Annotated in this window: 21 protein-coding genes; 16 read left to right on the forward strand and 5 right to left on the reverse strand. The window is 38.8% G+C overall.

The window, feature by feature from the left end; genetic code table 11:
- The first annotated feature begins 12 nt into the window (after positions 1-12).
- The 4 genes from hemL to rapA all read left to right on the forward strand — a co-directional run bounded on the left by hemL (position 13) and on the right by rapA (position 5,831).
- A complete protein-coding gene (gene hemL / locus SOI76_RS04895) occupies positions 13-1,311 on the forward strand; it encodes a glutamate-1-semialdehyde 2,1-aminomutase (protein WP_032053121.1) in 1,299 nt (432 codons plus the stop codon).
- Between the two features lie 62 nt (positions 1,312-1,373).
- Entirely contained in the window at positions 1,374-2,078 is a 705-nt protein-coding gene (locus tag SOI76_RS04900; protein WP_104079123.1) for a phosphopantetheine-binding protein, read from the forward strand.
- A gap of 132 nt (positions 2,079-2,210) precedes the next feature.
- On the forward strand, positions 2,211-2,849 hold the full coding sequence (gene rluA, locus SOI76_RS04905; protein ID WP_005307342.1) for an RluA family pseudouridine synthase: 639 nt from the start codon (positions 2,211-2,213) through the stop codon (positions 2,847-2,849).
- Between the two features lie 144 nt (positions 2,850-2,993).
- The gene (gene rapA, locus SOI76_RS04910) at positions 2,994-5,831 is read left to right on the forward strand and encodes an RNA polymerase-associated protein RapA (RefSeq protein ID WP_005073250.1); all 2,838 of its coding nucleotides are present in this window, start codon (positions 2,994-2,996) and stop codon (positions 5,829-5,831) included.
- Between the two features lie 57 nt (positions 5,832-5,888).
- Here the strand turns inward: rapA and SOI76_RS04915 are convergent, their stop codons facing one another.
- Both SOI76_RS04915 and fabR read right to left on the reverse strand, forming a co-directional pair.
- Complete coding sequence (locus SOI76_RS04915; protein WP_104079122.1) at positions 5,889-6,905, reverse strand: AI-2E family transporter; 1,017 nt, start codon at positions 6,903-6,905, stop codon at positions 5,889-5,891.
- Between the two features lie 166 nt (positions 6,906-7,071).
- Positions 7,072-7,767, reverse strand: coding sequence for an HTH-type transcriptional repressor FabR (fabR, locus tag SOI76_RS04920; RefSeq protein WP_032053128.1), 696 nt, complete (start codon positions 7,765-7,767; stop codon positions 7,072-7,074).
- Between the two features lie 139 nt (positions 7,768-7,906).
- On the opposite strand from fabR, the gene SOI76_RS04925 reads away from it, so the two are divergent.
- Both SOI76_RS04925 and SOI76_RS04930 read left to right on the forward strand, forming a co-directional pair.
- On the forward strand, positions 7,907-8,977 hold the full coding sequence (locus SOI76_RS04925) for a ferredoxin reductase (RefSeq protein WP_104079121.1): 1,071 nt from the start codon (positions 7,907-7,909) through the stop codon (positions 8,975-8,977).
- 12 nt (positions 8,978-8,989) lie between these two features.
- A complete protein-coding gene (locus SOI76_RS04930; protein ID WP_016140345.1) occupies positions 8,990-10,084 on the forward strand; it encodes a fatty acid desaturase family protein in 1,095 nt (364 codons plus the stop codon).
- Between the two features lie 36 nt (positions 10,085-10,120).
- Here SOI76_RS04930 and SOI76_RS04935 read toward each other — a convergent pair whose 3' ends face one another.
- Complete coding sequence (locus SOI76_RS04935; RefSeq protein ID WP_104079120.1) at positions 10,121-10,585, reverse strand: hotdog fold domain-containing protein; 465 nt, start codon at positions 10,583-10,585, stop codon at positions 10,121-10,123.
- Positions 10,586-10,703: 118 nt separating this feature from the next.
- Here SOI76_RS04935 and SOI76_RS04940 point away from each other — a divergent pair, with 118 nt between their 5' ends.
- The gene (locus SOI76_RS04940; RefSeq protein WP_069123805.1) at positions 10,704-11,327 is read left to right on the forward strand and encodes a TetR/AcrR family transcriptional regulator; all 624 of its coding nucleotides are present in this window, start codon (positions 10,704-10,706) and stop codon (positions 11,325-11,327) included.
- 59 nt (positions 11,328-11,386) lie between these two features.
- On the opposite strand, the gene SOI76_RS04945 is transcribed toward SOI76_RS04940, so the two are convergent.
- Positions 11,387-12,088 carry an SIMPL domain-containing protein gene (locus SOI76_RS04945; protein WP_104079119.1) on the reverse strand — a complete coding sequence of 234 codons (702 nt, stop codon included), beginning with the start codon at positions 12,086-12,088 and terminating at the stop codon, positions 11,387-11,389.
- A gap of 467 nt (positions 12,089-12,555) precedes the next feature.
- Here SOI76_RS04945 and dat point away from each other — a divergent pair, with 467 nt between their 5' ends.
- The 3 genes from dat (at position 12,556) to SOI76_RS04960 (ending at position 17,181) form a co-directional block, all read left to right on the forward strand.
- Entirely contained in the window at positions 12,556-13,929 is a 1,374-nt protein-coding gene (dat, locus tag SOI76_RS04950) for a diaminobutyrate--2-oxoglutarate transaminase (RefSeq protein ID WP_002118718.1), read from the forward strand.
- Positions 13,930-13,931: 2 nt separating this feature from the next.
- A complete protein-coding gene (gene ddc / locus SOI76_RS04955) occupies positions 13,932-15,464 on the forward strand; it encodes a pyridoxal phosphate-dependent decarboxylase family protein (RefSeq protein WP_057062827.1) in 1,533 nt (510 codons plus the stop codon).
- 286 nt (positions 15,465-15,750) lie between these two features.
- Positions 15,751-17,181, forward strand: a complete 1,431-nt coding sequence (locus SOI76_RS04960; RefSeq protein ID WP_104079118.1) for an aldehyde dehydrogenase family protein — start codon at positions 15,751-15,753, stop codon at positions 17,179-17,181.
- Positions 17,182-17,251: 70 nt separating this feature from the next.
- On the opposite strand, the gene SOI76_RS04965 is transcribed toward SOI76_RS04960, so the two are convergent.
- A complete protein-coding gene (locus tag SOI76_RS04965) occupies positions 17,252-17,737 on the reverse strand; it encodes an Lrp/AsnC family transcriptional regulator (RefSeq protein WP_016140351.1) in 486 nt (161 codons plus the stop codon).
- A 134-nt stretch (positions 17,738-17,871) separates the two neighbouring features.
- Here SOI76_RS04965 and SOI76_RS04970 point away from each other — a divergent pair, with 134 nt between their 5' ends.
- From SOI76_RS04970 to pstB, 6 genes are all read left to right on the forward strand, one after another.
- A complete protein-coding gene (locus SOI76_RS04970) occupies positions 17,872-19,593 on the forward strand; it encodes an alpha-keto acid decarboxylase family protein (RefSeq protein ID WP_057074366.1) in 1,722 nt (573 codons plus the stop codon).
- Between the two features lie 140 nt (positions 19,594-19,733).
- Positions 19,734-21,113, forward strand: a complete 1,380-nt coding sequence (locus SOI76_RS04975) for an amino acid permease (protein WP_104079117.1) — start codon at positions 19,734-19,736, stop codon at positions 21,111-21,113.
- 475 nt (positions 21,114-21,588) lie between these two features.
- Entirely contained in the window at positions 21,589-22,620 is a 1,032-nt protein-coding gene (gene sphX, locus SOI76_RS04980; protein WP_057074368.1) for a substrate-binding domain-containing protein, read from the forward strand.
- A gap of 99 nt (positions 22,621-22,719) precedes the next feature.
- Positions 22,720-24,099 (forward strand): phosphate ABC transporter permease subunit PstC, encoded by a 1,380-nt coding sequence (pstC, locus tag SOI76_RS04985; protein ID WP_104079116.1) that lies wholly within the window; start codon positions 22,720-22,722, stop codon positions 24,097-24,099.
- A complete protein-coding gene (pstA, locus tag SOI76_RS04990) occupies positions 24,096-25,493 on the forward strand; it encodes a phosphate ABC transporter permease PstA (RefSeq protein ID WP_005067953.1) in 1,398 nt (465 codons plus the stop codon). Before pstC ends, pstA begins: the two co-directional genes overlap by 4 nt.
- 13 nt (positions 25,494-25,506) lie before the next feature.
- Complete coding sequence (gene pstB / locus SOI76_RS04995) at positions 25,507-26,409, forward strand: phosphate ABC transporter ATP-binding protein PstB (RefSeq protein WP_031949005.1); 903 nt, start codon at positions 25,507-25,509, stop codon at positions 26,407-26,409.
- Positions 26,410-26,528 lie beyond the last annotated feature (119 nt).

Raw genomic sequence — 26,528 nt, forward strand, 5'->3', positions numbered from 1 at the left:
ACGAGCATTTCCATGAGTTTATCTCCAAAGCAAGAACAGTTATTTAAACAAGCCAGCAAACACATTCCAGGTGGTGTGAACTCTCCGGTACGTGCCTTTAATGGCGTTGGAGGAACACCGGTTTTCATCGAGAAAGCAAAAGGTGCTTATTTATGGGATGTGGATGGTAAGCGTTATGTTGACTATGTTGGTTCTTGGGGACCAATGATTTTAGGTCATGCTCATCCAGAGATTATTAAGGCTGTACAAACAGCAGCAGAAGACGGCTTAAGTTTTGGTGCACCAACCGTACACGAAACAACGCTGGCAGATATTATCTGTGAAATCATGCCATCAATTGAATTGGTGCGTATGACTAACTCGGGTACAGAAGCGACCATGACCGCTATTCGTTTAGCGCGTGGTTACACTGGCCGTGACAAAATTGTGAAGTTTGAAGGTTGTTACCACGGCCACTCAGACTCACTTTTAGTAAAAGCAGGTTCAGGTTTACTGACTTTAGGTGAAGGTGAACCGACTTCGAAAGGTGTGCCTGTTGATTTTGCTAAACATACTTTAACGTTACCTTACAACGATATTGCAGCATTAAAAGAATGCTTTGTAAAATTTGGTCATGAAATTGCGGGTGTTATTATTGAGCCTGTCGCGGGTAACATGAATATGGTGAAACCAATTGACGGTTTCTTACAAGCCATTCGCGATATTTGTGATGAATATAAATCTGTATTCATTATTGATGAAGTGATGACAGGCTTTCGTGTTGCTTTAGGTGGCGCACAATCGGTTTATAACGTTAAACCTGATTTAACGACTTTAGGTAAAATTATTGGTGCAGGCCTACCAGTTGGTGCGTTTGGTGGTAAGCGTGAAATCATGGAATGCATCGCACCTTTAGGTGGTGTATACCAAGCAGGTACATTATCTGGTAACCCACTTGCTATGCGTGCTGGTATTGAGATGTTTAAACATTTACGCCAACCTGACTTTTACAGCAAATTATCTGCTCAACTTGAAAAGTTACTGGCAGGCTTACAAGCAGCAGCTGATGAAGCGGGTATTCCATTTAAGACTCAGCAAGCTGGCGCAATGTTTGGTCTGTATTTTACTGACCAAGAAGATATTACAAGCTTTGACTCTATGTTGGCATGTGATATTGAAGCTTTCAAAAAGTTCTTCCATGGCATGTTAAAGCGTGGGGTAAACTTGGCACCTTCAGCATTTGAAGCAGGCTTTATTTCATCTGCACATTCTGATGAAGATATCGAATATACAATTCAGGCTGCAAAAGAAACATTCGCTGAAATGAAGTAAGCAAAAAAGCCCGTGTTAAACGGGCTTTTTAATTTGAGCTATTTTTATGTTTGTAGAGAACAATGTTTTATCCCTTACCTCGAAAAATCCAGTTAGCCGCAAGTACTTCAAATTGGTCAATTGAGTCAGCGCAAAGTATATTGTTATTGGTTGGGCTTAATGAGCTTAAACTACGACCATATTGGTCTGAGCAACCATTGGCGAACCATTTGGAATTGTTAAGTAAGCGCGCTCAATCACTCGAAATTCCAATTATTTTTATTGAGACATCTCAGCTTCAACAAACCATGTTGGAGCTTGGTCAGCGTTTGTCATCAAATACTAAAGCCCAAGTTATGATGGCAGGTGATTTGTCGCCTCTGTTTAAACAAGTCATGCAGCTTGTTTTATCGATTACAGATCAGGTCAGTGTTGTAAATGATGCGATCTTGGCGGCTAATCTAGAGCAGCATATTCAATGGGTTGAAAAGATCAGTTTTGACCATATAAAACATTTAAATACGCAGAGCCTAATACGCTTATGGTCTTTAAGTGCGCCGTCCTCCTATATCTTGTCGGATAAAGGAATTTTATTGGCCATTGCTGAACAGTTAGGGCGACATCCTATGGAGATCCATCCTGAAATTGATTTAAGAAACTACGGACTAGATCAGTCTGCTGTGAATTATTTAGTCGATCTATGGCGTGCAAATGGTGCGAGCTTAAGCGCTGAAGAGATAATGCAAACACCGACATTGCAACATATTATGCAGTTATTGAAGCCTTGACTGACTATAGATCTCAAGTGATCCATAATATTTGCAAATTCTGCTGTTAATTTACCCGAACGGCATTGTAATTCGGACGTAAGCTTTTTATTATTGCCCGCTTGTTTTTCATCTTACCTTGGGAATACAACTTTGAGTGATTTTCTAAGTGAACATCTGATCTATCGTGATGATGATTTTATGGTGATTCATAAACCTTCGGACATCTTGAGTGTTCCTGGTAAGGGTGATTTACATGATAGCGTTTTGACAAGGTTGGTTGCGATTGAACCTAAAACTTTGCTCATTCACCGTCTAGACCGAGATACTTCAGGTATTTTAGTATTTGGTTTATCCAAACGTGGTCAAAGTGCGATTGCACGTCAATTTCAAGATCGTCAGACTTCAAAAATATATGAAGCGCTTGTCGCAGGTCATTTAGAGGGTGAAGGGACTGTAGATATTCCTGTCATCTATGACCCAAGCCGACCACCTTTACATATTGTCGACGCTTCTCACAACAAGCCTGCTTTAACACATTGGCAGGCCATAGAACATTTTCAGATTCAGGGACAGCCTGTAACTCGTGTCAAATTAACACCAATTACGGGCCGATCTCATCAACTCCGTGTACACATGCAATATCTTGGGCATCCAATTGTAGGTGACACGCTGTATGCAACACCGGAGCAGCAACTTGTTCCGCGTTTATGTTTGCATGCCAAACAGTTAAGTTTTAATCATCCTGTCACAGCAGAAACATTAACTTTTGACTGTCCTGTACCGTTTTAATGTAAAAATTTTAATGCGTGATTTTTTGTAGCAAAGCGATTTAATTGGTTTTTGCTTCAAAATTTTGCTTTAAAGACTACATAAAAAGATGCAAAAATAAGCTAATTTGCATCGTACAATATGTAGTGCGAACTTGAGAGAAAGGTGGAAAAATTGCAGCAGTATGCTATTGGTCAACGTTGGCTATCAGACACAGAAACTGAGCTCGGTTTAGGTGTTCTTATTGATGTAGATGAAAGATCTGTCAGCATTTTATTCCCCAAAAGTGATGAGACACGTGTATATGCACGTAATAATGCTCCACTATCTCGTATCATCTTCAATACGAATGATGAAGTTCAAGATCAAGAAGGCCAGAAGTGGATCGTTGAGTCTGTTGAAGACCGTCATGGCGTTTTGCGTTACAACGTTGTTCGTACTTTAGAAAATGGCGAGCAAGAGCGTAAAGCACTCAATGAAACACGTATTGGTGCGCAAATTCAATTATCTAAACCTTTAGATCGTTTGCTTGCAAGTCAAGTTGACTATAAAGAGTGGTATGACCTGCGTATTGAAGCGATGCTCATGCAAGCACAAATGCAGACCAGTCCTCTCCGTGGAATGGTCGGTGCACGTGTTGGCCTGATCCCTCATCAGCTTTATATCGCACATGAAGTTGGTAAACGTTTTGCTCCTCGTGTTTTACTTGCCGATGAAGTTGGTTTAGGTAAAACAATTGAAGCTGGTTTAATTATCCACCAACAGCTTAAAACTGGTCGTTCAGAACGAATTCTGATTTTAGTCCCTGATTCTCTTCAGTATCAGTGGATGATTGAAATGCGTCGCCGTTTTAACTTGCAATTCTCTCTGTTTGATTTAACGCGTACTGCATCTATTAAAGAACATGATCCAGAGCTTAACCCGTTCTTGACTGAGCAATGCATTATTGCCAGCGTTGACTTAATGGTTGACCATGATGATTTGCGTGAGCAAGCCATAGAAGCTGGTTTTGATTTGCTCGTAGTCGATGAAGCACATCATTTGATGTGGAGCGAAGAAGAAGGCGGTAATGATCGCTACGATTTAATTGAAGAATTAGCTGAAAATACAGCAGGGGTGTTATTACTCACTGCAACACCTGAACAATTAGGCGTAGAAAGCCATTTCGCTCGCTTACGTTTACTTGATCCACAGCGTTTTAGTAGTTTAGAACGCTTTTTAGATGAAGAGACTCAATATCAGCAGACTGCAAAAATTGCTGAAGTGCTCATGTCGGATCAAGCTCTAACACCAGAGCATTTATCTGCTTTAGAAGGTTTGTTAGGTCACAGCATTGAAGACCAGCCTGATCAACGCTTTAGAGCTATTCACGAGTTATTAGACCGTCACGGTACTGGACGTATTTTATTCCGTAATACACGTGAAGCAATTCAGGGCTTCCCAGGTCGTGATTGTCAGCCAGCACCATTACCAGCACCAGAAGATTGGTCAAAAGATGGCAAACTGCGTGAGCAAATGTGGCCTGAAGAAGCACAGATTGATGGTTCATGGATGCAAAATGATCCGCGTGTACCATGGTTAATGGAAATTTTACGCAAAGATCTTAAGCATAAAAAAGTGCTTTTAATTGCGCGTAGTGGACCAGTGGTTGAGTCTTTAGAAAATGTATTGCGTTTGCATGCAGGTATTCGTACCGCAATGTTCCATGAGGGCATGAGCTTACTAGAGCGTGACCAAGCAGCTGCTTATTTTGCCGAAGAAAGCTATGGCGCTCAGATTCTATTGTGTTCGGAAATTGGTTCGGAAGGCCGTAATTTCCAATTCGCCAGTGATCTAATTTTATTTGATCTACCAGCTAACCCAGATGTTTTAGAGCAACGTATCGGACGTCTAGACCGTATTGGTCAAGAAAACCGTATCCAAATTCATGTGCCATATCTTGTGGGAACAGCTCAAGAGCGTATGTTCCGTTGGTATAACGAAGCACTTAATATTTTCAGCAATATTTCTCCGACAGCGCAAACGCTGCAAGAGAATTTTATTGTTGAATTAAAAGACTGCTTACTTGCAGACCAAGGTCAAACATTTGAAGATTTGCTTGAAGAGGTGAACGTTCAACGTCAAGCCTTAGAAGCTGAACTTCAAGCTGGTCGAGATCGTTTACTTGAATATAATTCATGTCGCCCTATCGTGGCACAAGAAATTGTTCAGGCCCTTGAAGACTATGATGACAATACTACGCTACCAATGTTTGTGAAGCGTTTCATGTCATCAACCAATATCGACTTTGATGAGCAAAGTAATGGTACGGTGATTATTAAACCAACCGACCAAATGCAAGTGCAAGGTTTGGCTTTAGACGAAGAAGGTATGACCGCAACGTTCTATCGCGATCAAGCTCAGCTTCGTGAAGATGCTCAATATTTAACTTTAGAGCATCCATTCATTGAAAGTGTTATGGAAATGATCCGTACGCAATCATTTGGTAGTACCAATGTTGCTGTACTCAAATCTAATGCTTTAAAGCAGGGTTCAGTCTTAATTGAAGTCTGGTTTAAAGTAGATGTTGTTGCCCCGAAATCACTGAACTTACCATCGAGCTTACCTAAGCAGCTTATTCGCGTATTGTTAAGTGAAAATGGACAGGATTTGTCTGAAAAAATTGATCCGACAATTTTAAAACCATATTTACATCATTTAGATGGCAATAGCTGCCGCCAAGTAGTTAAAGCTCGCCGTGATATCATTGAGCAGCGCTATAAACAAGCGTTAGAAATTGCGAAAGTTGATTTACCGCAGCTTCAGCAACAAGCAAAAGAACATTATGGCAATAAATGGCAATATGAAATTGACCGTTTAACTTATCTCAAACAGTTCAACCCAAGTATTCGTCAAGACGAAATTGAACGTTTACAGAAACTGCAAAAAGAAGGCTTGAGCTTACTTGATGGTTTAACTGTTACACCAGAAGCAATTCAAGTGTTAGTTGTGGTTAAGCCGTAACTTACCCAAAATAAAAAAAGCGCCGAGAGGGCGCTTTTTTTATACATCGATTTTGAGTTAGATAAGACCAGCGTCTTTTAATTCTAGCTTTAAATAAGCATAAAAAATTGGAGCTGCGATTAAACCGCCTAAACCAAAAATCGACTCAAACACTAACATTGCCAATAAAATTTCCCATGCATTGGCATTAATTTTATGCCCAATAATTTTAGCATTAATAAAATATTCAAGCTTATGAACCAGAACCAGATAAAGTAATGCTGCACCTGCTAGTCCTAGGGAAATTGTAAGAGCAGCAATGAACGTTAAAGTATTGGAAATAAGATTACCTAAAATTGGAATGAGTCCAAACATGAAGGTCAAAATGGTTAAGGTTTTTGCAAAAGGGAGGTGAACTCCCCAAAGCGGCAATAAAATAAAGGCAAATAAGATAAAGAGCAGGGTGTTAATTGCTGAAATTTTTATTTGTGCGAAAACAACATTTTTAAATGAAATTGATAGTTTTTGAATACGTTGGATAAGCAGTGACTTAAAAACAGGCTGAGGTGTACGGCGATGAAAACCATGTATCGCCACCAAAATACCAATAATTAATCCCATGACCATAGTCACGAAGTTATGCAAAATATCGGAACTGGTATTTTTTAGTGTGGTGACGTTATCTTTCATAAAAGCAAAGATTTCGTCTTTTAGATCTGTCACGCTATCGGGAATATAGCCTGGAAGATATTTCCCGATCTCTGCCTGCAAATGGAGTAGGGTTTGGTCAACTTTGCCATTAATGCTATGTAAACCTACACCTTTTAGATCGTGTACAACAAAACTAATCAGGCTGGTAATAAAAAAACCAATAAGCGAAATGGTAACAATACTAAGTAAAATACTAATAAAAATACGGGCTCTTTGGCCGTCAATATAACGTTCTACAACTGAACTTAAACTAATAATAATTTCATAAATGAGAAAGCCTGCAAAAAAACTTGCTAATAAATGTAAGGGGATAACCGAAAGCAAAAAGATGCCCATAAGAATGTAGCTTGCAATCAGACTTTGACGATTATTCAAATTTTGCATGTGGATCCCTGAGATCGTTGGGAATATAGGAGAAAGCGCAAACGGAAAGATTATTTATACTCTGGCAAGCTATTAGCTTCAATTGGTGAATTATATTTTTATTGGAAAATAGAGGAGTTAGATTTAAAAATGGCCCGTTAATTAACAAGCCATCCATAAGATAATTTTAGCGAATTTTTGCTTCATCTAAATGACGTGCGCCTTCTAAAATCATCCGAATCATAATCATGGTTTGTTCAGCCACTTCTGCACGTTGATTCATTGGTAAATCAATGACTTTTGCACCCATGTGAAACACAAGTTGAGTAATTGCTTTTGCGACAAGGTCTGGATGGTAGAGGTGATTGTTATTTAAGCGCTCAAGACGGATTAAATCTTCTTGCAACTCTTGCTGAAAAAAATTGAGTTGACGGTCTACGGCAGCTTTATAAGAAGCTGAACCTGTAAAACTTTCACGGAGCAGTAAACTTAAATTGCCTTCGTCGGCATCAAGCTGTTGAAGAAAAATATCGACCGAACTACGAATAATACTTTCTTGCAAGGAAGCGCGTAGGCGAGCCTGACGGATAATTTTACGTAAAACGATACCTGCACGGTCAATTAAAGAAATAGCTAATTCATCAATATCTTTAAAATGACGATAGAAGCTATTTGGCGCAATTCCTGCTTCTCGAGCTACTTCACGTAAACTCAATGAAGCAATACTTTTTTGTGGGCCAATCAGATTTAAAGCGGCCTGAAAAAGTTCTTCTTTAGTAATTGTCGCTTTTCTTCCCACAGAACGCGTAGCTGTTTTAATTTCAATGACATCTTGTTGTTGAGGTGTGTCATTCAGGTTCTGAGAAAGTGAAGATTGGGTCATGCTGTTCAATATATTTGTAAACTCTCAGGATTATAGCCTTAGAAGCTGAACTTGTGAAATTGTAATTAAAAGTACGGGTGTATATACAAATATATATACATGTGTATAATAATTAAAAAAGAGCGACAGAGCCTCAGTTATGCAAGCAATCGAAAAGAGAAATTCTCTATTCAATTCATTGACACAAGCCATCTTTGATAAAGAAATGGCTAATTTCTGGCTACAAAAAGTTAATCCTTTATGGTCTGTAAAACATGGCCTTGTTCAAATTGTAAAAAAAGAATTTGTCGCTCACGACATGGTGAGCTTGACGCTAAAATGTAACCGCTTAGTGAAAATGGGCGTTGCAGGCCAGCATCATCCTGTAATTGTAGAAATTGCCGGTCGTCGCTATGAACGTACTTATAGTTTGACGCAAATTGATGCGCAGCACTTACGTTTAACCGTAAAAAAAGTTGCAGACGGTATTGTTAGTAACTGGTTTATTTCTGAAAGCAAAATCGGTGATGTTTTTGAGCTTGGTCAACCTTATGGTGACATGCAACAAAACATCAAAACACCGAATTTAATTATGTTGGCTGCGGGTAGTGGTATTACCCCAATGTTGAGCCTAATTACTGCGATTAAACAAAGCCAGCAGTTAGATAAAGTTCAGGTACAACTTTTATATTGGGTGAAACAACGTTCAGATGCCGCTTTCGTTGAGTACTTTGAAAAAGTTGCACAGCAATATCCGAACTTTAATTATCAGGTTTTCTATACACAAGAAACCCCAAATGATGAACGTTTAAATGCAGAGCATTTAGCATTAGTTGATGATATCGAAAACAGCACAATTTATGCGTGTGGACCTTCTGGCTTTGTAGCGACTGTTGAGCAGTTATTTGAAAACGCTCCAGCCGTTTTAACAGAAGCCTTTAGCTTAACAAATGAAAGCTCTGCTGATGATATTGGTTATGTGAATGTCACATTAACCCAGTCTAATAAGGTGATTGCAATTCCTAAAGGCCAATCAATTTTGGTCAGCCTTGAACATGAAGGTGTTAAACCGACTCATGGTTGCCGTATGGGAATTTGTAATAAATGTGTTTGTAGTAAAACACAAGGTTCAACACGTAATTTACTCAACGGTAGTGAAAATACTGAACCAAGCCAATTACTCAAAATTTGTGTGAACTCAGCACAATCCGATCTAGTTATTGATCTTTAAGAGAGACCTCTTATGAATATGCCAGTGAAAGTCGAATATTTTAAAAATCCTAAAAATCGTGATTTGACTCCAGCAGAACTTGATGCATTTGCAAAAGAGCTCGATCAGATCAAGCAAGAAGTATTGGATGATTTGGGCGAGAAAGACGCTAAATATATCCGCCGTGTTTATGCTGCAATTCGTTATAGTAGCTTTTTAGGCCGTGCATGTTTGTTTGCAGGTTGGTTCCCACCAGCGTGGATTTTAGGAACAGGCCTATTAGGCTTCTCTAAAATTATGGAAAACATGGAACTTGGTCATAATGTGATGCACGGTCAATATGACTGGATGAACGATCCTAAATTTAATGGTCAAACTTACGAGTGGGATACTGTCGGTACTTCTGATAACTGGCGCCAAACTCATAACTATAAACATCACACCTATACCAACATTAAAGGTATTGATGATGATATTGGTTACGGTTTACTTCGTTTATTCCCAGAGCAACGCTGGAAGCCAGGTTTCTTACTTCAACCTGTTTATAGCATCCCATTTTGTTTATTGTTCCAATGGGGCGTAGCTATTCAGAATCTTGAAATTGGACGTGTCCTTTATAAACGTAAAAGCATGGCAAAATTCTTGGAAGAGTTAAAACCAGTTAATAAAAAGATTGGTACCCAGCTTTTCAAAGATTACGTTTTCTTCCCTTTAATTGCAGGTCCAGCAGCGTTACCTGTATTTACTGGTAACTTAGTTGCTAATGGTCTTCGTAATATCTGGACATTTACAATTATTTTCTGTGGTCATTTTACAAAAGATGCAGAAGTATTTCCAAAGTCGGTTTTACAAGAAGAGAGCCGTGGTCACTGGTATATGCGCCAGATTCGTGGTTCTTCAAACTTGAAAGGTTCAGAAGCATTACATATTTTAAGTGGACATTTGAGCCATCAGATTGAGCACCATTTATTCCCAGATATTCCAGCGCGTCGTTATCGCCAAATGGCTCCAAAAGTGGAAGCTGTATGTAAAAAATATGGCCTAAATTATAACAACGCAAGTCTGGCTAAACAGTTTGGACAGGTGGTAGGCCGTATCTTTAAATATGCTTTACCTTTTAAAAAATAAGTCAAAAAAAGCCCTGATGAGTTCAGGGCTTTTTTATTATTTCTTTTTAGAAATCCACATGGTAATCGTAGCCTGAAAAACTTTATCTTTTTGCGAATCATAGACCTCTACATTCACTAAATATTCTCCAGCTTTCTCCCAGTCATAATTTTTTTCTACAGGCGTTGCAACTGCAATGAGGTCTGTTTCTGCCTTTTTTAAATATTCGACCGTCATACCTTTAGGAATCCAGCGATGTGTAGAAGGCACAGTAACTTCTGTCATTGTGCCACCTGCTAGCTCTGCCATATTACACATCGCAATCGCATGAACTGTTCCAATATGATTGAGAACTGAACGTTTTTTCTTAATGGCGATTTCGCAATAGTTGGGTTTTAAGTCGATAAAGAGCGGGGAAATACTACCGAAATACGGTGCTTTTAAACATAGCATGCGTGAGAAAGTCCATTTTCCTTTCGGAAAAGCAGACACTTTGTTCCAAAGTTCTAAAGTGGTTGCCATGATTTAAGGCTCCATATAATAAAAAACAGAATTATGTTCTGTTAAAGAATATAATTCTGTTTACAAAAGCGAGTCAAGTCATTCAGAATATCTCCGATAACTGGTTGGGGAACAAAGAATGCAATCTGCACAAGAGTTATTAGAACGGTTATATCCAGGCAGAAGAGCTGCTTTAAAGAGACAGATTTTGTTAGATGCTTTGTCTTGTTTCTTGGAAAATGGAATTGAAACCACAAGTATTGAGATGATTCGTTCAAAATCTGACAGTAGTGTAGGGGCTATTTATCACCACTTTAAAAATAAAGAAGGAATCGTTGCGACTTTATTCTTTGCTGCTTTAGATGACCAAGCGGCGTTAAGAGATGACTATCTGGAAGGCGCAAAATCCCTTCAAGACGTTTTATATGCTTTTATTCATAGTTATATTGATTGGGTAAGTGAACAACCTGAGTTTGCTAAATTTTTAATATCTGCTCGTTTTAGTGTGATGCAGGGTGAGGATCAAGAGCGTCTTGTTCAAAAAAATAAATTAAGAAATCAGAAAATCTTTAGTGAAATTTCAAAGTATGCTGAGGCCGGATTTTTAAAAACTATACCTCATGAGTTATTACTCTCATTAGTCATTGGATCAACAGAAAATTATTGCCGTGCATGGTTATCACAACGAGTTACCTCAAATCCTAAAGTTTATAAAGATATTTTGGCAAAAGCCGCGTGGGATTCTTTGCAAAATTTGAGTTAAATATTTTGTTCTACCCATAAAAAAGCCGCATCTTTCATGCGGCTTTTTTGATGAAAAAATTATTTAAATTGAATTGAACCGTTTGCATTTACAGTAATTTTAGACTCACCAGCTGCCATGTCTTGAGCTGGAGCCGCTTCAGCAGCAGCGAATTTAGCCATGCTGGCACGCATTACAGGTTGTGGGAAATAGTTGTTGGTATTCAAGTTCAGATTAACCAATGTATATTGGTTTTTATTCCATGCTTGAGTTAACATTTGAGCGCGTTGTTGAAAGTTTTTAGATGCTTCTACCATCAACTCATTTTCAACTTTTTTACGTTGTTCATCAGAAACTGTAAAATTAATCGATTGAGTTTGGAAGTTTTGCTGTAATTCGTTTACTAACTGGCTAGCAGCTTTAAAGTCTTTACTTTCAAGACGGATTTCAGCGCGGCCACGCCATTCTTTTAACTTATTGCTATCATTATCGTAAATTGGATAAGTGCTCTGAGCGCCAGTTTCCACTTTTACTTGAGGATATTTACGAGAAATATTAAGCGCTTGATTCATCAATTGATTAATTTGATTTGAAAGTTCGGCTGGTTGTTTGTTACTTTTTTCAATATATAAAGTTGCATGCATTTCATCGTTTGAAACTTGGCGAGAAGCTTCAGCTTGTACATTCACAATATTGTAGTTCAAAGCATTATCATCCTGAGCAAAAACTAAAGGGCTAAGGAGGGAACCTAAAAGAAGGGTAGAGACGGCTAAAGTACGCATAAATTTTTCCTTTAAAAATTAATATAAATTTAATTTTTTTCATTAAGAAATGTTAAACATAACTTATGCATAACTTTTGCAGATTTTGTGGCGTATTTGTAATATTAAAATCAGGTTTTTTTAAATTTTGGTAAATATAAAGTCTTTAAAAATTAAAAACTTAAAATTAAAGTGTTTCAATGTAACTTAAAAAATCAAAGTAATATAAAAAAAGAATATTTTCTTTAGGTTGTCACATAGTATGATGATAATTCATCATAACTATTGGGATGATACATTTTTTCAATAAGATTAGATGAGTAAAGTACATAAAAGACGTTTTTTTTCTTGTAAAATTAGGTATCATCGCGCTCCTAGTTACAAGATATAAAATAAGTGTCTTTGCTAGTTCTATAAAGCACCGAGTCAAAGGACCAATCGTCACCAGACTTATTTCTTTCTACCCCTATCAGAGATGGTAATCCGATATGAGCGTTACTTCCGTTAACCCTGCCACTAATGCTACTAACGAATATTATTTGACTCGCCAAAGTCAAATGGAATCAAATGTTCGTAGCTATCCACGTAAATTACCGTTAGCGATAGCGAAAGCACAAGGATGCTGGGTTACTGATGTTGAAGGTACACAGTACCTTGATTGTTTAGCTGGGGCAGGTACATTGGCTTTAGGTCATAATCATCCTGCGGTGATTCAAAGTATTCAAGATACATTGGCAAGTGGTTTGCCATTGCATACTTTAGACTTAACCACACCTTTAAAAGATGCATTCACTGAAGCATTGTTAGCATATTTACCTGGTGGTAAAGAAGAATATTGCTTGCAGTTCTGTGGTCCTGCTGGTGCAGACGCAACTGAAGCAGCAATTAAACTTGCTAAGACTTACACTGGCCGTAGTTCAGTGATCAGTTTCTCTGGCGGTTATCATGGTATGACCCATGGTGCGCTTGCTATGACTGGTAACTTAAGTGCAAAAAATGCAGTTAACGGTTTAATGCCAGGCGTACAATTCATGCCATATCCGCATGAATACCGCTGCCCACTTGGTTTAGGTGGTGAAGCTGGTGTTGACGCTTTAACTTACTACTTTGAAAACTTTATTGAAGATGTAGAAAGCGGTGTAACAAAACCGGCTGCTGTTATTCTTGAAGCGATTCAAGGTGAAGGCGGTGTCGTTACAGCTCCAGTAAAATGGTTGCAAAAAATCCGTGAAGTGACTGAAAAGCACAACATCGTTTTAATTTTAGACGAAGTTCAAGCTGGCTTTGCACGTTCAGGCAAAATGTTTGCATTTGAACATGCAGGTATTGAACCTGATGTTGTTGTAATGTCTAAAGCAGTAGGTGGTGGTTTACCACTTGCAGTATTAGGTATTAAACGTAAATTTGATGCTTGGCAACCTGCTGGTCACACGGGTACTTTCCGTGGTAACCAACTTGCTATGGGTACTGGTCTTGTCGTATTAAAAACGATTAGCGAACAAAATCTTGCTCAAAATGCGCAAGAGCGTGGTGACTTCTTACAAGCTGAATTCAAAAAATTAGCTCAAGAATTCCCATGTATCGGTAACGTACGTGGTCGCGGTTTAATGATCGGTGTTGAGATTGTTGACGAGCGTAAACCAGCTGATCGTATTGGTTCGCATCCTGCTGATTCACAATTAGCTGCTGCAATTCAAACTGCTTGTTTCAACAATAAATTATTGCTTGAAAAAGGTGGTCGTAACGGTACAGTAATTCGTTTACTTTGCCCGCTTATCATCACTCAAGACGAGTGTGTTGAAGTAGTTGCTCGCTTTAAGAAAGCAATTGCAGAAGCATTGGTTGCAGTACGAGGCGCATAAGTATGGTGGATTTTGCAGAACATCGTAAAGCGTTACTCTGCAATGATGCACAATCCATTGCTGACTATGAGTCAGCAATGGGCGAAGCGGTAAAAGCCGTTTCAGCATGGTTGCAAAATGAAAAGATGTACACTGGTGGTAGCATTAAAGAATTGCGTTCAGCAATTTCTTTCCAACCTTCAAAAGAAGGTATGGGTGTACAAGAATCTCTTCAACGTATGATTGAGCTTTTCTTAAATAAAAGCTTGAAAGTACACCATCCACATTCATTAGCACATTTACACTGCCCAACCATGGTGATGAGCCAGATCGCGGAAGTGTTAATCAATGCAACTAACCAGTCTATGGACTCATGGGATCAAAGCCCTGCAGGTTCATTAATGGAAGTTCAGCTCATTGATTGGTTGCGTCAAAAAGTGGGTTATGGTTCTGGTCAGGCTGGTGTTTTCACTTCTGGCGGTACTCAATCTAACTTGATGGGTGTGTTACTTGCTCGTGACTGGTGCATCTCGAAAAACTGGAAAGACGAAAATGGTAATCCATGGTCTGTACAGCGTGATGGTATTCCTGCCGATGCAATGAAAAACGTTAAAGTCATTTGTTCTGAAAATGCGCATTTCTCTGTGCAAAAGAACATGGCAATGATGGGCATGGGCTTCCAGTCGGTTGTAACTGTTCCTGTGAATGAAAATGCACAAATGGATGTAGATGCTCTCGAAAAAACGATGGCGCATCTTCAGTCTGAAGGTAAAGTTGTTGCTTGTGTCGTTGCGACAGCAGGTACGACTGATGCTGGTGCAATTGACCCATTGAAGAAAATCCGTGAAATTACCAATAAATATGGTTCATGGATGCATATCGATGCGGCATGGGGCGGTGCATTAATTCTGTCAAATGACTATCGTGCAATGCTTGATGGTATTGAGTTGTCTGACTCAATTACTCTCGACTTCCATAAGCATTATTTCCAAAGCATTAGCTGTGGCGCGTTCTTGTTGAAAGATGAGGCGAACTATCGTTTCATGCACTATGAAGCTGAATACTTGAACTCTGCTTATGACGAAGAGCACGGTGTACCAAACCTTGTATCTAAGTCATTACAAACGACTCGTCGTTTTGATGCATTGAAATTGTGGATGACAATCGAATCACTAGGTGAAGACCTTTATGGTTCAATGATTGACCATGGTGTAAAACTTACTCGTGAAGTTGCAGATTACATCAAGGCAACTGATGGTTTAGAACTTTTAGTTGAACCACAGTTTGCTTCGGTATTATTCCGCGTTGTACCACAAGGCTACCCAGTTGAGTTTATCGATAGCTTGAACCAAAACGTAGCGGACGAATTGTTTGCACGTGGTGAGGCAAATATCGGTGTAACAAAAGTTGGTAATGTACAGTCATTGAAAATGACAACATTAAGCCCTGTTGTGACATTCGAAAACGTTAAAAACCTTTTAGGTCAAGTATTGGCTGAAGCTGAACGCATTAAAGACGCAATTGCTTCTGGTAACTATGTACCACCAATCGACTAATTGAGTTGATAACAAAAAAAAGCTCGGTTTATTACCGGGCTTTTTTATTGCAGATTGTTTTTATTTGAATTGTGTATGAAGAAAAGAATACATGCACAAATCATGCATATTTTCACAAAACAAAAATAATTATACATGATTTATGGGAAGCAAATTTCTTATTGTATTGGTATGTCCCCAATATTTTGGTCACATTGTTATATCAATATCGTACTTACTTTAAATAATCCCGCGTTAACTGAAAAAAGTAAGTGGCTGTAATTACAATTAAGACAAGGAAGAAGAAATGCAACAAGCGAATATGCTCAATGAGTTTAAACTTATTATTGGCGGTCAACTTTGTTCAGGTGAGCAAGGCGAACTGGAAATTCTTAACCCTGCTACTGGCTTAACTGCTGCACGTTGTGCAAAAGCTTCGGTTGCGCAGGTAAATCAAGCAGTGAGTGCAGCTAAACAGGTATCTAAAGCTTGGCAACAAGTCTCGCACGATGAACGTAAATCAATTTTAAATAAAATTGCTGACGGTATTGAAAAGCATGCTGAAATGCTTGCAGAGTTGGTTGTGCTTGAACAAGGTAAGCCACTCGCACTTGCACAAATGGAAGTGCAGGGTGCAATTGGCTGGACTCGCTATGCGGCTGCTATGGATTTGCCTGTAGAAGTAATTGAAGACAGTGAAACCAAGCGCATTGAACGCCATCGCCAACCATTAGGAGTAGTAGCTTCAATTACTCCTTGGAACTGGCCACTGATGATTGCGGTTTGGCATATCATGCCTGCATTACGTGCGGGCAACGTGGTCATTAGTAAACCTTCTGAATACACGCCACTCTCAACTTTGCGTTTATGTGAAATCATTCAGCAAGAAGTTCCTGCTGGCGTAATTTCAATTGTGGTTGGTGCGGGTGAAATTGGCGAAGCATTATCTTCTCATCCAGATGTGCAAAAAGTCGTGTTTACGGGATCAACTCGAACTGGTCAACACATTATGGCTGGTGCAGCTCAGCAGCTAAAACACTTAACTTTAGAGTTGGGTGGTAATGATGCAGGTATTGTATTGCCAGATGCAAATATCGATGAAATTGCAGCTAAGATTTTTAATATGGCTTTCTTAAATGCAGGCCAAACATGCGCGGCGTTAAAACGTCTATATGTGCATGAAAGCCAATATGAGGCTTTATCTCAAAAGTTAGCTGATATTGCCAACGCCCAAGTGGTGGGTGATGGAATGGCGTCTTCTACAACATTTGGTCCAGTACAAAACGAGATGCAATATAACAAAGTGAAAGCTCTTATTGCTGAAGCGATTGAACAAGGTGCAAAAGCACTTTCGGGGCAGCAACCAGTACCAGAGCAAGGCTACTTTATTGCACCAACTATTTTGACTGAAGTTTCTGAGTCTTGCCGCGTGGTGCAAGAAGAGCAATTTGGCCCTGTGTTACCTGTTTTAAAATATACAGATATTAACGATGCAATTGCTCGTGCCAATGATAGTGAGTTTGGTTTAGGTGGCTCAATTTGGTCTTCTGATATTAAAGCCGCTCAGACTTATGCTAGTCAGCTTCAATGCGGAACGGTCTGGATTAATACCCATGCAGAAGTACTGCCACATGCACCTTTTGGTGGCTGGAAAATGTCTGGTCTAGGTGCTGAGTTTGGTCTGGAAGGCTTGCTTGAAAATACAATTGGGCAAACAGTTCATATTAGTAAAGTCTAAATATTAATTTTAAGGCGGATCTAGTATCCGCCTTTTTATTTTCACTTTTATGAGTGAAAAGCTGAGCTGTTTATTGGGAGTGATGATAGCTCATGCTTTTAGGTTTGATTAAAAAATGATTCTGTTCTTTAATTTTTTTCAGAACAATGTAAGACTTTATATGACCAATAAAATTATAAGAAAGTAATCTTTCAGTCACAAATTGAGAGAGCTGTTCTAAATTTTCAGCAACGACTTTTAAAATAAAATCTGCGTCACCACTAATTGAAAATGCATCTTGAATGTTATCTTCAGCTTCAATGAGCTCTTGAAAAGCCTGCTGTGATTTTGCTTCATGTGTCCTTAAATTAATATGAATCATCGCTGTGACTTCCAGTCCTAGCGCTTGTTGCTGGATGCGTGCGGAGTAACCTAAAATTATGCCTTTTTGCTCAAGTAACTGTCGTCGTCTTGAACATTGAGAAGCTGATAAACCGATTAAATCTCCTATTTCCTGATTGGTGAGCCGTCCATTCTTTTGTAGTGCCTGAATGATTTGCCAGTCGAACTTATCCATTGCATAAAATCCTTTTATGATACACAAATCATGTATTTTTATTAAAATGCGTTTTCATTATGCACGAAATCTAAAAGATAGATGAAATATTATTTTTCTATGGAATAAAAATTGGTCTCAAAGGATATAGAGCAATGTTCATAGAAATCGGTGACTTTTTAAATCTTCGTTTAAAACAAATGGGTATCCAACATCTCTTTGGTGTACCTGGTGATTTTAACCTCTCATATCTAGAACAAGTCGAAGCAGACCCACAACTCGAATTTATTGGAAATTGTAATGAATTAAATGCTGCCTATGCAGCAGACGGTTATGCACGAATTAACGGTTTTTCTGCCTTGGCAACCACTTATGGTGTAGGTGACTTAAGTGCGATTAATGGTATTGCAGGTGCCTATGCAGAAAATGTACCTCTTATTCATATCTCAGGTATTCCGCCTTTACATGCAGTTCAAAAGGGCACACTAATACATCATACGCTTGTCGATGGTAACTATGACAATATTATGAACTGTATGAAAGAGTTCACAGTTGCCCAAACACGTTTAACTCCTGCAAATGCAGCTTTTGAAATTGACCGTGTATTACGTCAGTGTTTCCTTGAACGCCGTCCTGTACACATTCAACTACCAGGCGATATTACTCACGTTAAGATTGAAGTATCTGAGCGTCCGCTCGACTTAAGCTACCCAGCTGTTGAACCTGAATTATTACAAACTGTGGTGAGCAAACTCTGTGACATTATTGAGAATGCTCAAAGTCCAGCGCTTTTAATTGATAATGAAGCTTCGGTTTTCGGGGTAACGTCACTTTTAAATGATTTGTCTCAAAAATGCTCAATTCCATTTGCAGGTATGAATACTGCAAAAAATATTATGGATGAAGGTTCACCTCGCTACATTGGCACTTATGTGGGTGGGGCAAGCCAACCGCATGTGAAAAATATTATTGAACAATCCGACTGCTTAATTGGTGTTGGCGCACGCTTTACCGATGTAGGCTCAGCTGTATTTACTCATCAAATTGAGACCAAAAACTACATCGAAATTAAATCTTATGGTCTGAACATTTTTGGTCAGGATTTTCCGGGTATTGAAATTGGTCAGTTACTCGTTGAGTTAAATAAAAAAGTTGCTCCACGTAAATCAACAACACCTCTTCTTGAAAAACAACCTCAGAAAGTAATTGAAGCTCCAGCTCAACAAAAGTTAAGCCAAGATGTGCTTTGGAACTACATTTCAGGTTTTTTAAAAGAAGATGATGTGATTATTGGTGAAGTAGGAACATCAAACTCTGCTTTGTCAGGTATCAAACTTCCTGCTACAGCTAAATATATTGCTCAGCCGCTTTGGGGTTCTATTGGTTACACTTTACCGGCTTTACTTGGTAGTTTGTTAGCAGCACCTGAACGTCGTCAAATTTTATTTATTGGTGATGGTTCATTCCAACTTACGGTACAAGAACTCTCTACGATTATCCGTCACGGTTTAAAACCAATCATTTTCTTGCTGAACAATGGCGGCTACACCATTGAGCGCCTAATTATGGGTGAAAACGCTGCTTATAACGACGTGCAAAACTGGAAATACACTGAAATTCCAGCGGTATTTAACGGTAAAAAAGGCCATACCACTTACGTGGTTGAGACTGCTGGCCAACTGAAGAGCGTTTTAGACAATGTTCAGCAAAATGATCAGTTAACTTTCATTGAATTAAAACTACCAGCAATGGATGCGCCGGTGAGTTTGAAAAAATTTGCCTCTGTGATTGCGCGTTTTGACTACGGTGATCGCGGCTACGAAATTTTAAAGGAGCGTTCCCAACCCGTTAAATGTAAGGATGCAATCTCTTTTTAAATAGAAGATAGGACACGTCTTCTCAAAAATTAAATGGACTCATATTAAAGCTATTTATGTCCGAAGGTCGGTTTTTGGCCTTCGGATATAGTGCTGAATAAAGGTGTACAGGAAGTGACACCAACATTGGAGATAATGTTATGGATGCAAACAATAAGCACGAGTTAAAACAAGGCTTATCCAATCGGCATATTCAACTCATCGCACTCGGAGGGGCGATCGGAACAGGGTTATTCTTAGGTCTATCACAAACAATTAAACTGGCAGGTCCTTCAATCTTATTAGGATATGCAATTGCAGGAATTATTGCCTTTTTAATTATGCGCCATTTAGGTGAAATGGTTGTTGAAGAGCCGGTCAGTGGTTCTTTTAGTTATTTTGCGAACAAATATTGGGGCAAAATGGCTGGCTTTATGTCTGGCTGGAACTACTGGGTTTTGTACGTGCTAGTGAGTATGGCCGAACTGAGCGCAATTGGGACTTTTATACAGTTTTGGTGGCCTGAAATTCCGACATGGCTGACTGCTTTATTTTTCTTTATTTTAATTAACGGCATTAACTTGGTAAATGTCCGCTTTTTTGGGGAATCGGAGTTCTTATTTTCATGCATTAAAATTGTTGCGATTTTAAGCATGATTGGCTTTGGTGCTTATCTATTATTTTCAGGTTCAGCAGGTCCGCAAGCAGGTATTGCAAATTTATGGCAACACGGTGGTTTCTTCCCGCATGGGATTCACGGTTTTGTCATGGCTTTGGCTGTTATTATGTTTGCATTTGGTGGTTTGGAATTAATTGGTATTGCTGCAGCTGAAACGAAGAAACCTGAAACGACTATTCCTAAAGCAGTAAATCAGATTGTTTACCGCATCCTGATTTTTTATATCGGTGCGATCGGTATTCTTTTATGTCTTTATCCATGGAATATGGTGGCAGAAGGCGGTAGTCCATTTGTCATGATTTTCCAGTCCCTCAATAGTAATGGTGTTGCGAACGTTCTAAACTTTGTGGTCTTGATTGCTGCTATTTCGGTTTATAACAGTTGTATCTATTGTAATAGTCGTATGTTGCATGGTTTGGCAGAGCAGGGTAATGCTCCGGCAATTTTGAAAAAAGTAAACAGCCGCGGTATTCCAGTTCCAGCAGCAGTTGTTTCTGCATCTATTACAGCAATATGTGTGGTCGTAAATTATCTGATTCCTGGTCAAGCTTTTCAGCTCTTTATGATGTTGGTTGTCGCAGCGCTTGTCATTAACTGGCTTATGATTTCAGTCACACATTTGAAATTTACTAAAGCGATGAAATTGCAAAAACGTCAGACTAAATTTCAAAGTATTCTTAGCCCATGGAGTAACTATTTAACCATTAGCTTTGTATGCTTTATTCTTATTATTATGGCGTTTACACCAGATATGAGGTTGGCTGTTATTTTAGGGCCAATCTGGCTTGCTGTTTTAGCGGTGATGTATTTCTTAAAATATCGCAAAAAAATGGTAGTGATGCCAGAAGTACAATCGAATTGATCGTCTAAATTGACAATGATATTGCGGTTATCAACCTTAAGATTGGTAACCCTTTATCTTTTGTCATATTATTTTAATGTTACAAAGAAAATAATTATTTTTAGAAATTTTTAATCATATTTTTAAACATAGAAAATATTTAAATCATAAAATCAAAAACATCGTAAATTATCGGATTTTAATATATTTATAATAAATTTGATTTTTATAATTTATAAATAACTAAATTTTATATTTTTAATAATTGTCATAATAAATACGATGACCTTCTGTAAAATAGGCGAGAAGTTTGAATTAAATAACTGATAATAAATAAAAATAATAATGTGACAGCTAACATTATAAAAATCATTAAAGCGTCATCATACTGTAACTTAATTGTCATATTTTCTATTCACAATGCAGCTATCGAAGAGCGTACAAGCACTCAACAAAAAGTGACGTACAACCTATTGCATTAATGAGAGAGAACAGAATGCGCTTAAATCCACGTCAAATCGCAATTGCGTTAGCAGTAACTGGGGCAGCTGTAACAACGACTGCAAATGCAGCTCGTGATACGATTCAAATTGCTGGTTCTTCAACTGTATTACCATTTGCCAGCGTTGTAGCTGAAGAGTTCGGTAATACTTTCCCTCAATTTAAAACTCCTGTAGTGGGTTCTGGCGGTTCTTCTGCTGGTTTGAAGCAATTCTGTCAAGGTGTTGGCGATAACACAATCGACGTTGCAAATGCTTCTCGTAAAATTAAAAGCACTGAAATTGAAGCTTGTAACAAAGCTGGTGTAAAACAAATCCAAGAAATCAAAATTGGTTACGACGGTATCGTATTTGCGTCTAACTCAAACAAAGCAGCTTATAAATTAAAACCTTATCATGTGTTCGCTGCTTTAGCTGCACAGTTACCTTCAAAAGGTAAATTAGTTCCAAACCCATATACAAACTGGAACCAAATTGATAAAACGCTTCCAAATGAGCCGATTACTCTTGTAATCCCTGCATCTAACCATGGTACTCGTGAAGTTTTCCAAGAGAAAATGGTTGAAGCTGGTTGTGAAGCATATGAATACTTCAAGAGCTTAGATAAAGATGCTCAGAAGAAAGCATGTTCTACTTTCCGTAAAGATGGCCGTGTAATTGAAATCGCTGGCGACTATACAGAAACATTGGCTCGCTTAAAGACTTCTCCAAGCGCAGTAGGCGTGTTTGGTTTAAGTTTCTATGACATGAACCGTGACAAGTTACGTGTGGCAACAGTAAACAACGTTGTTCCATCTGAGAAGACAGTATTGAATGGTACATACCCTGTATCTCGTCCATTGTACTTCTACGTGAAAGGTGAACACTTAAAATCAGTTAAAGGCTTACCGCAATATGTAGAATATTTCGTAAGCAAAAAAGCGACTGGTAAAGGTTCTAAAGCTGAGCGTGATGGTTTAATCGCGATGTCTGATGCTGAACGTGCAAAAGTTTTGGCTGACTTTAAAGCAGGTAAAACTGTTAAATAAGTTAGTTTGAATGAAGGCTGGTGATCTCAAGGGTTCATCAGCCTTTTTGTCTAACTTGTTTTTCCAAATTATGACAATTGAGAAAACAGTGGAGAGTACATGAATCTGCTACTTATCGGTGTGTTGTTAGCCCTTGTGGCCATCGCATATCAACTTGGGCTGAGAAAGAGCCGTAACATAGCAGGTAAGGGAAGCAACTCGGCGACGTTACATTCTCGTCCTGGTTATTATGGTGCACTGGTTGGTCTTTGGTGCGGTATCCCTGCTTTTTTAATTTTGATCATTTGGAACTTGGTTGAACCAAGTATTTTAAATCATATTATTTTTAATAATATTCCGGCCTCTGTAAGTGCATCTCTTGATGAAGCGGGCAGAAGTGTACTGATTGATCGTGTTCAATCAATTGCTTCAGGTTTTGGTGTAAGTGATAAACCAGCTGCTTATGAATTAGCTGCTGCTCAACAGTTTGCAAAATTTCAAACCATTGGCTCTTTTGCCAAATTTGCTGTTGTAATTTGTGCTGCTTTATTGGGGTTGGTTTGGGCAAAGAAAAAAATCAGCCAACAATATCGTGCTCGTAACCAAGTTGAACGTGCCATTAATGTTGGTTTGATTTTATGTTCTGGTGTTGCGATTTTAACCACCATCGGTATCGTAATGTCGATGTTTGGCGAAGCAATGCACTTCTTCCGTTTTGTTAGTCCAGTAGACTTTTTCTTTGGTACAGAATGGAATCCGGGCTTTAGTACTTCCGGTAATGCTGAAGGCAGTTATGGTTTGTTACCATTGCTATGGGGTACGCTCATGGTTAGTGGTATCGCTCTCCTTGTTGCTGTACCAGTTGGGTTAATGATTGCAATTTATTTAGCTGAATATGCTTCACCATGGTTCCGCTCATGGGCGAAACCGACAATTGAAGTCTTAGCTGGTATTCCAACAATTGTTTATGGTGTGTTTGCCATGATGATTATTGGACCATTCTTTAAAGCAGCGGGTGCATATGTTGGTTTAGAGATTAATGCGACGAGTGCTTTAACTGCTGGCTTTGTCATGGGGATTATGATTATCCCGTTTGTTTCATCTTTGTCTGATGACATTATTACTCAAGTCCCGCGTGCACTGCGTGATGGCTCTTTAGGACTTGGTGCGACTAAGTCTGAAACAATCCGTCAAGTTGTATTACCGGCAGCTTTACCTGGTATTACAGGTGCTTTCTTGTTGGCAGTCTCTCGCGCTGTTGGGGAAACCATGATTGTGGTTTTAGCAGCAGGGAACAGTCCACTTTTACACGCAAATCCATTTGAAGCTGTTTCGACAGTGACAGTAACTATTGTAAAACAGTTGACTGGAGATACAGACTTCTCAAGTCCACAAGCATTGGTTGCATTCGCGCTAGGTTTAACACTATTTGTTATTACCTTGGGATTAAATATCGTAGCACTTTACATTGTGCGTAAATACCGTGAGCAATACGAATGAGTACATCAAATACATCGTCTCCTATGGATCAGAACGTATTTGATCCGAAAACTGCTGCCGAAACACGTGAACGACGTAAACAGGTTATTGAAAAATCTTTGGCTAAACGTCATCGCAAAGAAAAAGCTTTCCGTTTTGCGGGTTTCTCGGCAGTCATTATTGGTCTTGCATTCGTTGCTCTCTTGTTCGGTAGTATTTTGGCAAAAGGTTTACCTGCTTTTTGGCAAACCAGTATGAATGTTCCAATTTATTTTGACCCTAAAGTGATTGATGCGGGTCCAGTACCTGTACGTACTCAAGGTGAAACACCGGCTCATTACCAAGAACGTTATGTTGATTGGCAAACTAAAATGGGTATGGTCGATTGGGATGGCATCATTGTAAATGGAATGATTGCTAAAGATCCTGCACTTGCATCACAACGTGACTACTTGAGTAGTTTATATGCAAGCTCGGAAGCTTATCGCCTACGTGATATGGTTTTTGCAGATCCATCACTCATTGGTAAAAAAGAAAATATTACCTTCTTAGGTGATGCGAACGTCGATGTTTGGTTAAAAGGTAATATTGACCGTTCATTACCAGATGATCAGCAACAACTCGATCCAGAAGTGCGTAAGCTTGCCGATGACTTAAAAGCAAAAGGCGTTCTTGAAAGTACTTTTAACTTGAACTTATTTAAGAACCCTGACTCACGTAGTTCACCAGCAATTAGTGGTCTTGCAGGTGCATTCATGGGTTCATTATTCATGATGCTAATCGTGATCATCATTGCGATTCCAATCGGTGTTGCCAGCGCAATCTATCTCGAAGAGTTTGCTCCAAAAAATGTTCTTACCGACATTATTGAAGTAAATATTAATAACCTTGCTGCTGTTCCTTCTATCGTATTTGGTTTACTTGGTGCTGCAATTTTCATTGGCTGGATGCATTTGCCTTTATCAGCTCCGTTGGTGGGTGGTTTGGTTTTAAGCTTAATGACACTACCAACAGTGATTATTACCACGCGTGCTTCATTAAAAGCAGTGCCACCTTCTATTCGACAAGCGGCACTTGGTTTAGGAGCTTCTAAGTTCCAAACGATTTTCCATCATGTTTTACCGTTGGCGTTACCAGGCATTATGACAGGTGCAATTATTGGGGTTGCCCATGCACTTGGTGAAACCGCACCTTTACTTTTAATCGGGATGAGTGCATTCGTTGCAAGTATTCCAACAACACCATTTGATCAAGCAACTGCTTTACCTGTCCAAGTTTACTTATGGCAAGGTAATGAGTTGCGTAACTTCTTCGAAGGCCGTACTGCCGCTGCGATTATCGTACTACTTGCATTAATGATTGGTTTAAACAGTCTTGCAATTTGGTTACGTAAAAAGTTCGAAGTGCGTTGGTAATAGAGGATAAATCATGAATACTATTGATATTACGAATTCCTTAGAAAAGGATAAGTTAGTGAATACTGAACAATCGCAATTTACAGATAAACCGCTGAATCATGGCACTTCGTATGTTTCGCATTTTGAACCACATGCTTCAAAAAAGCAGAATTCAACCGAAATCAAGATTAGTGCACAAGATGCCCATGTTTATTATGGTGATTTTGAAGCCATTAAAGGTATTGATCTAGATATTTACCAAAATGAAGTGATCGCATTTATTGGTCCGTCAGGTTGTGGTAAATCAACGTTTCTTCGTACATTAAACCGTATGAACGATACGATTGATGGTTGCCGTGTAACAGGTAAAATTACCCTCGATAACCACAATATTTATGACCCAAATCTAGACGTTGTATTATTGCGTGCTCAGGTGGGTATGGTGTTCCAAAAGCCAAACCCATTCCCTAAATCTATTTTTGACAACGTGGCTTATGGTCCTAAACTTCATGGTTTAGCACGTGATAAATACGACCTAGAAGAAATCGTTGAAAATAGTTTACGTAAAGCTGGTTTGTGGGAAGAGGTTAAAGACCGTTTGAACCAACCAGGTACAGGTTTATCAGGTGGTCAGCAACAACGTTTATGTATTGCACGTACCATTGCCGTTAGTCCTGAAGTGATTTTAATGGATGAGCCGTGTTCTGCACTCGATCCAATTGCAACAGCAAAAGTAGAAGAACTGATTTCTGAATTGTCGAATCAATACACAATTGTGATTGTGACTCACTCAATGCAACAAGCGGCACGTGTTTCTGATCGTACTGCTTATTTCCATTTAGGTGATTTAATTGAAGTCAATTCAACTGAAAAAGTCTTTACTCAACCTGACCATCAGTTAACGGAAGCGTATATTACTGGTCGCTTCGGTTGATTAATAAACAATAAAAGAAAAAGAGCCACGTGCTCTTTTTTTATTTTTATAAATGAAAATGACTCTATTTTGCAAAATCGCTATTGAATTTTAATCAAAAGGACCACATCTTAAGGCTA

Source organism: Acinetobacter pittii, assembly GCF_034064985.1.
Lineage (GTDB): Bacteria > Pseudomonadota > Gammaproteobacteria > Pseudomonadales > Moraxellaceae > Acinetobacter > Acinetobacter pittii_H.

Bases quoted from the DNA above. Each gene is read 5' to 3' on its own strand.
- hemL (WP_032053121.1), top strand. From the start codon at position 13: ATGAGTTTATCTCCAAAGCAAGAACAGTTATTTAAACAAGCCAGCAAA.
- SOI76_RS04900 (WP_104079123.1), top strand. From the start codon at position 1,374: ATGTTTTATCCCTTACCTCGAAAAATCCAGTTAGCCGCAAGTACTTCA.
- SOI76_RS04915 (WP_104079122.1), bottom strand. From the start codon at position 6,905: ATGCAAAATTTGAATAATCGTCAAAGTCTGATTGCAAGCTACATTCTT.
- fabR (WP_032053128.1), bottom strand. From the start codon at position 7,767: ATGACCCAATCTTCACTTTCTCAGAACCTGAATGACACACCTCAACAA.
- SOI76_RS04925 (WP_104079121.1), top strand. From the start codon at position 7,907: ATGCAAGCAATCGAAAAGAGAAATTCTCTATTCAATTCATTGACACAA.
- SOI76_RS04930 (WP_016140345.1), top strand. From the start codon at position 8,990: ATGAATATGCCAGTGAAAGTCGAATATTTTAAAAATCCTAAAAATCGT.
- SOI76_RS04935 (WP_104079120.1), bottom strand. From the start codon at position 10,585: ATGGCAACCACTTTAGAACTTTGGAACAAAGTGTCTGCTTTTCCGAAA.
- SOI76_RS04940 (WP_069123805.1), top strand. From the start codon at position 10,704: ATGCAATCTGCACAAGAGTTATTAGAACGGTTATATCCAGGCAGAAGA.
- SOI76_RS04945 (WP_104079119.1), bottom strand. From the start codon at position 12,088: ATGCGTACTTTAGCCGTCTCTACCCTTCTTTTAGGTTCCCTCCTTAGC.
- dat (WP_002118718.1), top strand. From the start codon at position 12,556: ATGAGCGTTACTTCCGTTAACCCTGCCACTAATGCTACTAACGAATAT.
- ddc (WP_057062827.1), top strand. From the start codon at position 13,932: ATGGTGGATTTTGCAGAACATCGTAAAGCGTTACTCTGCAATGATGCA.
- SOI76_RS04960 (WP_104079118.1), top strand. From the start codon at position 15,751: ATGCAACAAGCGAATATGCTCAATGAGTTTAAACTTATTATTGGCGGT.
- SOI76_RS04965 (WP_016140351.1), bottom strand. From the start codon at position 17,737: ATGGATAAGTTCGACTGGCAAATCATTCAGGCACTACAAAAGAATGGA.
- SOI76_RS04970 (WP_057074366.1), top strand. From the start codon at position 17,872: ATGTTCATAGAAATCGGTGACTTTTTAAATCTTCGTTTAAAACAAATG.
- SOI76_RS04975 (WP_104079117.1), top strand. From the start codon at position 19,734: ATGGATGCAAACAATAAGCACGAGTTAAAACAAGGCTTATCCAATCGG.
- sphX (WP_057074368.1), top strand. From the start codon at position 21,589: ATGCGCTTAAATCCACGTCAAATCGCAATTGCGTTAGCAGTAACTGGG.
- pstC (WP_104079116.1), top strand. From the start codon at position 22,720: ATGAATCTGCTACTTATCGGTGTGTTGTTAGCCCTTGTGGCCATCGCA.
- pstA (WP_005067953.1), top strand. From the start codon at position 24,096: ATGAGTACATCAAATACATCGTCTCCTATGGATCAGAACGTATTTGAT.
- pstB (WP_031949005.1), top strand. From the start codon at position 25,507: ATGAATACTATTGATATTACGAATTCCTTAGAAAAGGATAAGTTAGTG.